The 8,397-nt window shown below is 68.5% G+C and carries 9 protein-coding genes, 1 tRNA gene and 2 pseudogenes; 6 read left to right on the forward strand and 6 right to left on the reverse strand.

What is annotated here, in order from left to right; all coding sequences use genetic code 11:
- Positions 1–261 (reverse strand): transposase (locus tag CA984_RS40445; protein ID WP_165781604.1); only part of this gene is annotated, 261 nt, incomplete at its 3' end.
- A 187-nt stretch (positions 262–448) separates the two neighbouring features.
- Here CA984_RS40445 and CA984_RS49435 point away from each other — a divergent pair.
- The 3 genes and pseudogenes from CA984_RS49435 to CA984_RS40460 form a co-directional block, all read left to right on the forward strand.
- Positions 449–661: pseudogene (locus tag CA984_RS49435) on the forward strand (DUF4158 domain-containing protein); the annotation flags it as partial.
- 151 nt (positions 662–812) lie between these two features.
- Positions 813–1,289: a Tn3 family transposase gene (locus CA984_RS47490; RefSeq protein WP_207621223.1), complete on the forward strand. Its 477-nt coding sequence runs from the start codon at positions 813–815 to the stop codon at positions 1,287–1,289.
- A 25-nt stretch (positions 1,290–1,314) separates the two neighbouring features.
- The gene (locus CA984_RS40460; protein WP_086578645.1) at positions 1,315–1,878 is read left to right on the forward strand and encodes a dihydrofolate reductase family protein; all 564 of its coding nucleotides are present in this window, start codon (positions 1,315–1,317) and stop codon (positions 1,876–1,878) included.
- 354 nt (positions 1,879–2,232) lie between these two features.
- Here the strand turns inward: CA984_RS40460 and CA984_RS40465 are convergent, their stop codons facing one another.
- On the reverse strand, positions 2,233–3,240 hold the full coding sequence (locus CA984_RS40465; RefSeq protein ID WP_086578650.1) for an RNA polymerase subunit sigma-70: 1,008 nt from the start codon (positions 3,238–3,240) through the stop codon (positions 2,233–2,235).
- Positions 3,241–3,377: 137 nt separating this feature from the next.
- Here CA984_RS40465 and CA984_RS46770 point away from each other — a divergent pair, with 137 nt between their 5' ends.
- The 3 genes and pseudogenes from CA984_RS46770 to CA984_RS48455 form a co-directional block, all read left to right on the forward strand.
- Complete coding sequence (locus CA984_RS46770; protein ID WP_165781605.1) at positions 3,378–3,536, forward strand: hypothetical protein; 159 nt, start codon at positions 3,378–3,380, stop codon at positions 3,534–3,536.
- A 363-nt stretch (positions 3,537–3,899) separates the two neighbouring features.
- Positions 3,900–4,217, forward strand: a complete 318-nt coding sequence (locus CA984_RS40470) for a hypothetical protein (protein WP_086578646.1) — start codon at positions 3,900–3,902, stop codon at positions 4,215–4,217.
- A 207-nt stretch (positions 4,218–4,424) separates the two neighbouring features.
- Positions 4,425–4,955, forward strand: a pseudogene (locus CA984_RS48455) (LysR family transcriptional regulator); the annotation flags it as partial.
- A gap of 203 nt (positions 4,956–5,158) precedes the next feature.
- Here the strand turns inward: CA984_RS48455 and CA984_RS40480 are convergent.
- The 4 genes from CA984_RS40480 to CA984_RS40495 all read right to left on the reverse strand — a co-directional run bounded on the left by CA984_RS40480 (position 5,159) and on the right by CA984_RS40495 (position 8,278).
- Positions 5,159–5,231 (reverse strand) — tRNA-Thr (locus CA984_RS40480).
- Between the two features lie 123 nt (positions 5,232–5,354).
- A complete protein-coding gene (gene rlmB, locus CA984_RS40485; protein ID WP_086578647.1) occupies positions 5,355–6,323 on the reverse strand; it encodes a 23S rRNA (guanosine(2251)-2'-O)-methyltransferase RlmB in 969 nt (322 codons plus the stop codon).
- 23 nt (positions 6,324–6,346) lie between these two features.
- Positions 6,347–7,744, reverse strand: a complete 1,398-nt coding sequence (gene cysS, locus CA984_RS40490) for a cysteine--tRNA ligase (protein ID WP_086578648.1) — start codon at positions 7,742–7,744, stop codon at positions 6,347–6,349.
- 144 nt (positions 7,745–7,888) lie between these two features.
- Entirely contained in the window at positions 7,889–8,278 is a 390-nt protein-coding gene (locus CA984_RS40495) for a PPOX class F420-dependent oxidoreductase (RefSeq protein WP_086578649.1), read from the reverse strand.
- Between the last annotated feature and the right edge of the window lie 119 nt (positions 8,279–8,397).

An 8,397-nucleotide genomic window follows, 5' to 3' on the forward strand; every position in this document is an offset into this window, starting at 1 on the left:
GCGCAGGTCAGCACGTACCTCGCGAGGGTTCCAGCGGGCGCTGTTCAACAGGCGCTGCATGCGGTCCGGCGCAGCATCCCCAGCCGCCTCGGCCAACTGCCAGCCGTTCTTGCGCTCGATCGGAGCCAGCAGCCCCAGCAGGTACGCCCGCGCCTGACGCCGCGGCTCCACCCGCCCGAACCGGCCAGCCACCCGCCCGAACAGCACATCCAACCCCGAGACCCACTCCTGGAGATCATCGGACGTTAACTCACCAACCATGGCGTTCAGACTACAGATCACAAAGCCTGGCTGTAGTATTAGGGGTCCCCGTAGTGCTCGCCGAAAATCGGGCGGATATGGCTGGGTAGGCTTCTGAGCTGGGAATCTGCGGGCCTGGCGGGAGGTCGTTCTTGGCGACGCAGGTGTTCGCGGACGAGGAGCTGGAGCGCCCGCGGGGTTCCCGGAGATTGGCAGGGACGAGCCAGCGAGGTTCTTCGCCCTGACTCCGGCGGATGTCGCGTCCGTCGATCCCGGTCGGGGCCGTGGTCCGGCGGACCGGCTCGGCTTGGCCGTGGCGTTATGCACGTTGCCGTGGCTGGGGTTCGTGCCGGACAAGGTGCTTTCAGCCCCGCCGGTGGCGGTGGCCAGGCCGGCCGAGCAGCTCCGCGTCGACCCGGCCATCATCACCGACCCGCAGATCAGCGACGAGCAGACCGGCGGCCCGGTCCGAGGTGAACGGATCGGCCGGCCTCGCCTGCGGTCGGCGGTGACGCAGGCCGCGCCATGGTTGCCGCGCGATCACCGGCACCTCGCCGCGCTGGACGGGTCGTATGGGTATCTGCGAGCAGGCGTGGTGCCTGACGCTGGCCACCAACGCCGTGGTCGCCTGGACCACCGAGTACTACGGCCTCGCGGTCGAGTCGATGCGCAGGGCGGGACGCCGCATCGACGACGAGGTCCTGGCCCACATCTCCCCGGCGCACAGCGGGAACATCGACTTCTTCGGCGCAATCGAGGTCGACATCGAAGGTGAACTCGCCCAGCTCGGTCCCACCGGCTATCGGCCGCTGCGCGTCCGCTGTTGCAGGTGGCCGTGGAAGGCCTGCCCGTCCGGGCAGACGGCAGCAGCGGTCGGGGAGAGCCGGCCATGGGTGTGCCGCTGCCCGTACGAGGGTGAAGTCGAGATCCGGTGGGTAGTGTTCGAGCCCAGCCGAGTACGCCGTGCCGGGTCCGGACCGCGAGGACTACCTGCGGACGCAGATCGCGCACCGATTAGGTTTCCGCGCCGTGCCCGTCTGTACGTGTGAGATCGACTCACGAGAGGCTGGCACGATGCGGAAACTGATCTTCGGCATGAACCTGAGCCTGGACGGCTACATCGCCGCACCCGGCGACGACCTCGGCTGGAGCGTACCGAGCGACGAGCTGTTCCAGTGGTGGTCCGACCGGGTGGGGGCGACCAGCCTGGCGCTGTACGGGCGCAAACTGTGGGAGGAGATGAGCTCCCACTGGCCGACCGCCGACCAGCAGCCCGGCGCCACACCGGCGGAGATCGAGTTTGCCCGCCGCTGGCGGGACATGCCGAAGGTGGTGTTCTCCTCGACGATCGACAAGGTCGACTGGAACACCCGCCTGGTCACCGGCGACGCGGTCACCGAGATCACCCGGCTCAAGGCCGAGGACGGCGGCCCCATGGACATCACCGGCGCCACGCTCGCCGGGGCGGCCATGCGGGCCGGGCTGATCGACGAGTACGTGCTGGTCACCGCACCGGCCTTGCTGGGCGGCGGCACGCCGTTCTTCACGGCCCTGGACAGCTGGGTGAACCTGAACCTGGTGGAGACGCGGACGTTTCCCGGCGGCGTGGTACTGACCCGATACGAGACGAGGCGATGAGCACGGGCCAGATGCTCGGCGCGTGAGGCCAGGTCCTGGGCTGGTGAGGCCAGGTCGAAATCCTTCCTGGCGTGCTCACCGTGCCCCTCGGCCTTGAGGGAACCTTCCCCGGGCCCTTCCTCGCGTTCCGAGTGAGCTGTTGACCGACTTGCTGGCTTGCTGGGGATGAGGACGACGGCGTCGTTGATCGTGACGATGATCTTCGGGCATGAAGATGCCCCGTCGGCAACGCCGGCGGGGCGGTGGTGTTCGCGTTGTCGTGTTGATGTTCAGCTGGTCGGGGTGCTCATTCCGCGGTGACTTCGGTGACGGCGGCCCGTGCGCTGGACTCGTCGACGACGGAGGCCTGTCTGATCACAGTGTCGGGGGCAGGCCCAGCCATGGTTTGTCGGTGGCGTCGAATCCGGTGAGCTCGGCGATCTTCCCGTCGACGATGTGCAGGACCGCGATGTTGAATAGCCGGTACTCCGGGTCGTCGGGGGTGCGGAGGTACAGCACGGCGGCAGGCATGCGGTTGACCGTCGTGGTGATACAGCGCCAGTCGTCGTAGCCGCGCTGGAAGAGCCCACTGGAGACCCAGCCGTCCACCGCGTCCTTGGCCGTCATGATCAGGGTGCCCGGCTCGGGCAGCATCGCGAAGCGCAGGTCGTCGCGCAGCAGGGACATCAGCCCGTCGAGGTCGTTGCGCTCATGGGCGTCGATATACGACTTCACCACGCCGCGCTCGTCATTCGACAGCTCGTGGGTGGCGGGGCTCCGCCAGTCGAGACGGCGGTCGGGCAGCTGCTCGCGCATCGTCACACGGGCCCGCTGCAGTGCGCTGGTCACCGATGCGACGGTCAGTTCGAGGGCGTCGGCGGCTTTCGACGCCGGCCAGCCGAGGACGTCGCGCAGGATGAACACCGCCCGCTGCCGCGGCGGCAGGTGCTGGACGGCGACGATGAACGCCAGCTCGATCGTTTCCCTCGCCACCACCGATTCCTGCGGGTCCTCGGGGAGCATCCGGTCGGGGTACGGCTGCAGGTACCGCACCTCGGAGCCGGGGTCCGGCAGCTCGGACGGTACGGGTGTGCGGTTGTTGCGCTTCTCCAGGAAGTCGAGGCAGGCGTTCGTCGCGATCCGGTACAGCCAGGTCCGCAGGGCCGCGTGGCCCTTGAACGACTCCCGCTTGTTCCACGCTCGCAGGAACGTCTCCTGCGTCATGTCCTGGGCGTCCTCGTAGTTCGCGAGCATTCGGTAGCAGTGCACCTGCAGCTCACGCCGGTGGCGCTCCGTGATGAGTGCGAACCGCGCCGTGTCGTCTGAGCGGACCGCCGCGATGAACCTGGCCTCGTCGGCTCCCAGCAGTCTGGCGTCGGTCATGGTCATCAATCCTTCCACCGGTGAGAGGGCTAACAGAACTGACGACGTGGCAGAGGATTTCTGATCGGTGCAGCCGCTGACACCGGGCCGTTCGCCAGCATCGGCCGAGACCGGCTGCACACCGACATCCGCGGCGCGTGGGGCGGCGCGGCGCCGTACTCCACCGCCGCACCCTCAAGCCCAGCAAAGAAGGCACCCACCGTCGCCTCGACGGGCTCGACGCCCAGCGAGGGACCTGGACACCCAACGCCGACGAACTCACCGCCCGCATGACCAGCAACCGCGACAGCACCTAAACCCGATCTTTGCTGGTCAGCCATATCCGCCCGATTTTCGGCGAGTACTACGGGGCCCCGCTACTTGGTGCTCTCCCGAGTTCGCGGACAGACACACCGCGCCTCGATCGCCGCAATCCGCTGTACGGGGAGACATCACCCTGGCCGGCGCTGATGGTGATCTGTCACGCACAGTCGAGGACCGGTTGCGGGACTCGGCATGGTCGGCGCCCCGCATCCGGCCTTGATCGGTGTCGTCAGGACGACTAGCCTGATCGCCGTTCTGCCGGAAGGCGGGGCCGGGGCGAGCGCGTCACGCGGGAAGAGCCCCGACTGCGACGAGCTGCTCGACCGCGCCGCCATGGAGTTTGGGACCGACTGACGATGAGCGCGGAAGAGGATTTCAAGCAGGTCGGCGCCGAGCTGGCCGACCTGGGTGTAGGGGTCTCCAGGATGATGGGCAGGCCCGCGCTCAAAGATCAGGCAGGGAAGGTGTTCGCGAGCCTGCAGCGCGACGGCGCGATGGTGTTCCGGCTGGTCAGGGATACCTCCGAGCACACGGCCGCGCTCCAGCTGCCCGGGGCGTCCCTGTTCGACCCCTCGGGGCAGGGCAGGGCGATAAAGGACTGGGTGGTCGTGCCCCACTCCTCGGCCGAGAAATGGACGGATCTGGCCGAGGCCGCCCTCAGCCGCCCACGCTGATCAGCAGGCCACGTCGGCAGTGTGGCGGTGGGTGCCCTCGATCCGGGGCGACTCGGCCAAGTGCTCGACCCAGGCGCCGCTTCGCCGGTGCCGGCACCGGTTTCCGGAGCCTGCTCCTGCTCTCCACTGGTCCCCTCATATTCAGCGGAGACGGCGAGCGTGCCATAGAGCGCTGGCCGACGCTCGGACAAGTAGTCGAAGGCGGCCCGGGCGCTGTCAACGGCGTCAGTGTCGGCGGTGAGCCAGCACGTGCGCCGCCTGGAGCGGGAGTTCGGCCTGAGCCTTCTCGAGCGGCGTCCGCGCGGCGTGCTGCCCACGTCGGCCGGGCGGTTGCTGCGTGATGCGGCCGTCGCCGGAGCTGCCCGGACCGACCGCGGGTTGGGCCGCGCGGTCGTGGGCCGACCTCGAGCCGCCCGCCGTCGAGTTCGCCGAGCTGGTCGCGCGGCAGATGTGCGGTTCGGAATGACGGGCCAGCCGCAGGCCGGCCTTCCGCTTCGCCGAGACTCCCGACAGCTACCTCACGGAACTCCATCGACTGGCCAGAGGGGGAGAATGTTCCTGGCAACAGCTGTCACCGGCACGTCGGTGGTGTTGATGACGATGGTGTTCTCGGGGCCGTTCGCCGGACGTGGCGCAGGGACCGTGCGGCTGCCTGGCTCCCCGATCTCCATTGCCATGGTCTCCGCCATGTCGGCGACACCCTGGTCGCTTCCAGCGGGGCGAGTCCCAAAGAGCTGATGTCCCGGATGGGCGTCCCTCCACACGGGTGGCGCTGATCCACCAGCATGCCAGTCGGGACCGTGACAAGGCCATCGCGGAGGCTCTGAGCAAGGTATTCAAGGCGGCACGGAAGACGGCCAGTGGCACGAAAGGGTAAGAGACCCGCTTAACGATCAGAGGGCCAGGTCTCCGGATACCGGTTGACCTGGCCCTCTGTTGCGAGCCGACGAGGGGAATCGAACCCCTGACCTACAGTTTACAAGACTGTTGCTCTGCCGATTGAGCTACGTCGGCATGGTCGCCTGACGAGTGTAGTCGGCTTATGACCCGGACGTCACCGAGCCGAGGGGACGAGTCGGGAAGATCAGGGCGGATTCTGTGGATCCCCGATCGTGGCGAGGATCCACAGAGCGTGCCTCAGCGGCGGCGGTGGCGGGCTACCTCGTAGAGGGCGACGCCCGCGGCGACGCCCGCGTTCAGGGACTCGGCAGCGGCGTTCATGGGGATGCGGACGACCAGGTCGCAGGATTCGCGGACCAGGCGGGACAGGCCCTTGCCCTCCGAACCCACGACGACGACCAGCGGGCCGTCGAGGAGGTTGGCGTCGCCGATGTCGACCGTGCTCTCGCCGTCCAAGCCGATCACGAACAGACCGGCCTCACGGTATTCGCGCAGGGTCGCGGTTAGGTTGGCCGCGCGGGCGACCGTCAGGTGGGCCAGCGTGCCGGCGGAGGTCTTCCAGGCGCCTCCCGTCACTCCGGCCGAGCGACGGGAGGGGATGACCAGCCCGTGGGCGCCGAAGGCGGTGGCCGAACGGGCGATGGCGCCGAGGTTGCGCGGGTCGGTGACGCTGTCGAGGGCCACGATCAGCGGCACCTCGGCGGCGTCCCGGGCCAGGCTGACCAGGTCCTCGGGGTGGGCGTATTCGTACGGCGGGATCTGCAGGGCCATGCCCTGGTGGATCGCCCCCTCGGTGAGGCGGTCCAGCTTCTCCTTGCCGACCTCCAGCATCGCGATGCCACGGTCGGCGGCGATCCGGACGGACTCCTTGACCCGGTCGTCGTTGTCGATGCGCAGGCCGATGTAGAGCGTGCTCGCCGGCACACCGGCCCGCAGCGCCTCAAGGACGGGGTTGCGGCCGCCGATGTATTCCGGGGCGTCCTCGCTCCGCCTGCCACGGATCGGGGTGCGCGGGGAGGAGGGCCTGCCGGTCCTGTCCTCGCGCTCGATCCGCTCGGTGCGCGCCTTGTCCTTGTGCCAGTGCCGCATGTGCGCCGGCGGGGTCGCCCCCTTGCCTTCCAGGCCACGGCGGACGTTGCCGCCCGTGCCCTTGGTCGGACTCTTCTTCTTCGCGGGTCGCCCGGACCCCTTACCCCCACCAGCCATGCTGTCTAGGGTACGGCCTGCTTTTACCGCGACAGTTCCCAACGAGGACCCTGGGGGGTGTCCTCCACGAGGATCCCGGCTCCGGCGAGCTGGTCGCGGATGCTGTCGGCCGCCGCGAAGTCCTTGCGGCCCCGGGCCGCCTGGCGCTGCTCCAGAGCCACGCTGACCAGCGCGTCCACGGTGGAGCGCAGGCCCATGTCGCCGCCCGAGGAGCGCCACTGCTCCGAGCGGGGGTCCAGTCCGAGCACGTCGAGCATGTTCTGCGTCTCGGCCAGCAATCTGGCGACCTGCTCCTTGTTGCCCTGTGCCAGCGCGACGTTGCCCTCACGGACCACCTCGTGGACCACGGCGAGCGCCTGCGGGGTGCCCAGGTCGTCGTCGAGCGCGTCGGTGAACGCCTGGGGCAGCGGCGCGTGCGCGTCCACGTCGTGGATGACCTCGGCCGCCCGGGTGACGAAGCCCTCGATGCGCTGGTAGGCCGAGGCGGCCTCGGCCAGCGCCTCCTCGGAGTAGTCGATCGACGAACGGTAGTGCGGAGCCGCGAGGTAGTAGCGGAGCTCGACCGGGCGGACCTTCTTGGTCACCTCGGGGATCAGCAGGGAGTTGCCGAGCGACTTGCTCATCTTCTCCGCGCCGATCTTGAGCATGCCGTTGTGCATCCAGTAGCGCGCGAAGCCGTCACCGGCGGCCTGCGACTGGGTCAGCTCGTTCTCGTGGTGCGGGAAGATCAGGTCGACGCCGCCGCCGTGGATGTCGAAGGTCGGCCCGAGGTACTTCGTCGCCATGGCGGAGCACTCCAGGTGCCAGCCGGGACGGCCACGGCCCCACGGGGTCGGCCACGTCGGCTCGCCGGGCTTCTCGCCCTTCCACAGCGCGAAGTCACGCGGGTCCCGCTTGCACGAGTCGGTGTCGGTGTCGCCGGCGGCCCGCATGTTCTCAAGCCTCTGGTTGGACAGCGAGCCGTACCGATCGGCGTAGGACATGACGTCGAAGTAGACGTCACCGCTGGAGGCGTAGGCGTGGCCGGCGGCGATCAGCCGCTCCATCAGCTCGATCATCTCGGGCACGTGGCCGGTGGCCCTCGGCTCGACGGTCGGCGGCAGGCAGCCGAGCACCTCGTAGGCCCAGGTGAAGGCACGCTGGTTGCGCTCGGCGACGACGAACCACGGCACGCCCTCGTCCGCCGCGACTCGGATGATCTTGTCGTCGATGTCGGTGACGTTCCGGCAGAAGGTCACCTCGTAACCCGAACGGGCCATCCAGCGGCGCAGCACGTCGAAGTTGACGCCGGAGCGGATGTGCCCGATATGCGGGGGAGCCTGCACGGTGGCGCCACACAGGTAGATCGACGCCCGGCCGGGTTCGACCGGAACGAATTCACGGACCGTACGTACGCTGGTGTCGTATAGGTGCAGGCTCACGAAGGAAAGGCTAACGCCTTACCTCACCTCACAAGCCGGGTTACGAGACGTTGAAGTTGCCCAGGGGTGTCTTTTGTAGTCATTAACGGTGAATGCCACCCGTGCCCGTTGATCGATCAGACGGCCGTGAAGATCCGCGGGAAATCATCCGCGCAGGTAGACCCGCTCGGGGATGACGCGCACGATCAGCCGCTCCGCCCCGGCGTGCGCCTCCACCCAGGACTTACCCGTGTATTTGCGCGACAGCTCGTCGATGAGCGCCCCCGTCGGGTCCTCGGTCACCGTCACCTTCCCCCTCACCTCCGCGTAACGATAGGGGTTGACGTGGTCGACCACCACGATGGCCGTCCGCGGGTCACGCGCGAAGTTGAGGTCCTTGCGCCGCCCCCTGACCGTGGAGAAGACGATGTCGTCCCCGTCGGTCTTCGCCCAGACCACGCTGGCCTGCGGGCTGCCGTCGGCGTTCAGGCTCGTCACGGTGGCGAAGTTCGTCCCGTCGAACAGCGTGCGCACGTCCGCGGTCAGTTCTTTCATGTCTCTCCTCGGTCCCGCTTCACTCCATCGATCATGCCAGGTGCGATTCTGTAGGCTCGAAGCGCCATGGACGTCAAATCCCCCGCGGCGGCAGACTCGATCTCCCGCCCCTCCGCACC

It is taken from the genome of Streptosporangium minutum (genome assembly GCF_002149035.1).
Lineage (GTDB): Bacteria > Actinomycetota > Actinomycetes > Streptosporangiales > Streptosporangiaceae > Streptosporangium > Streptosporangium minutum.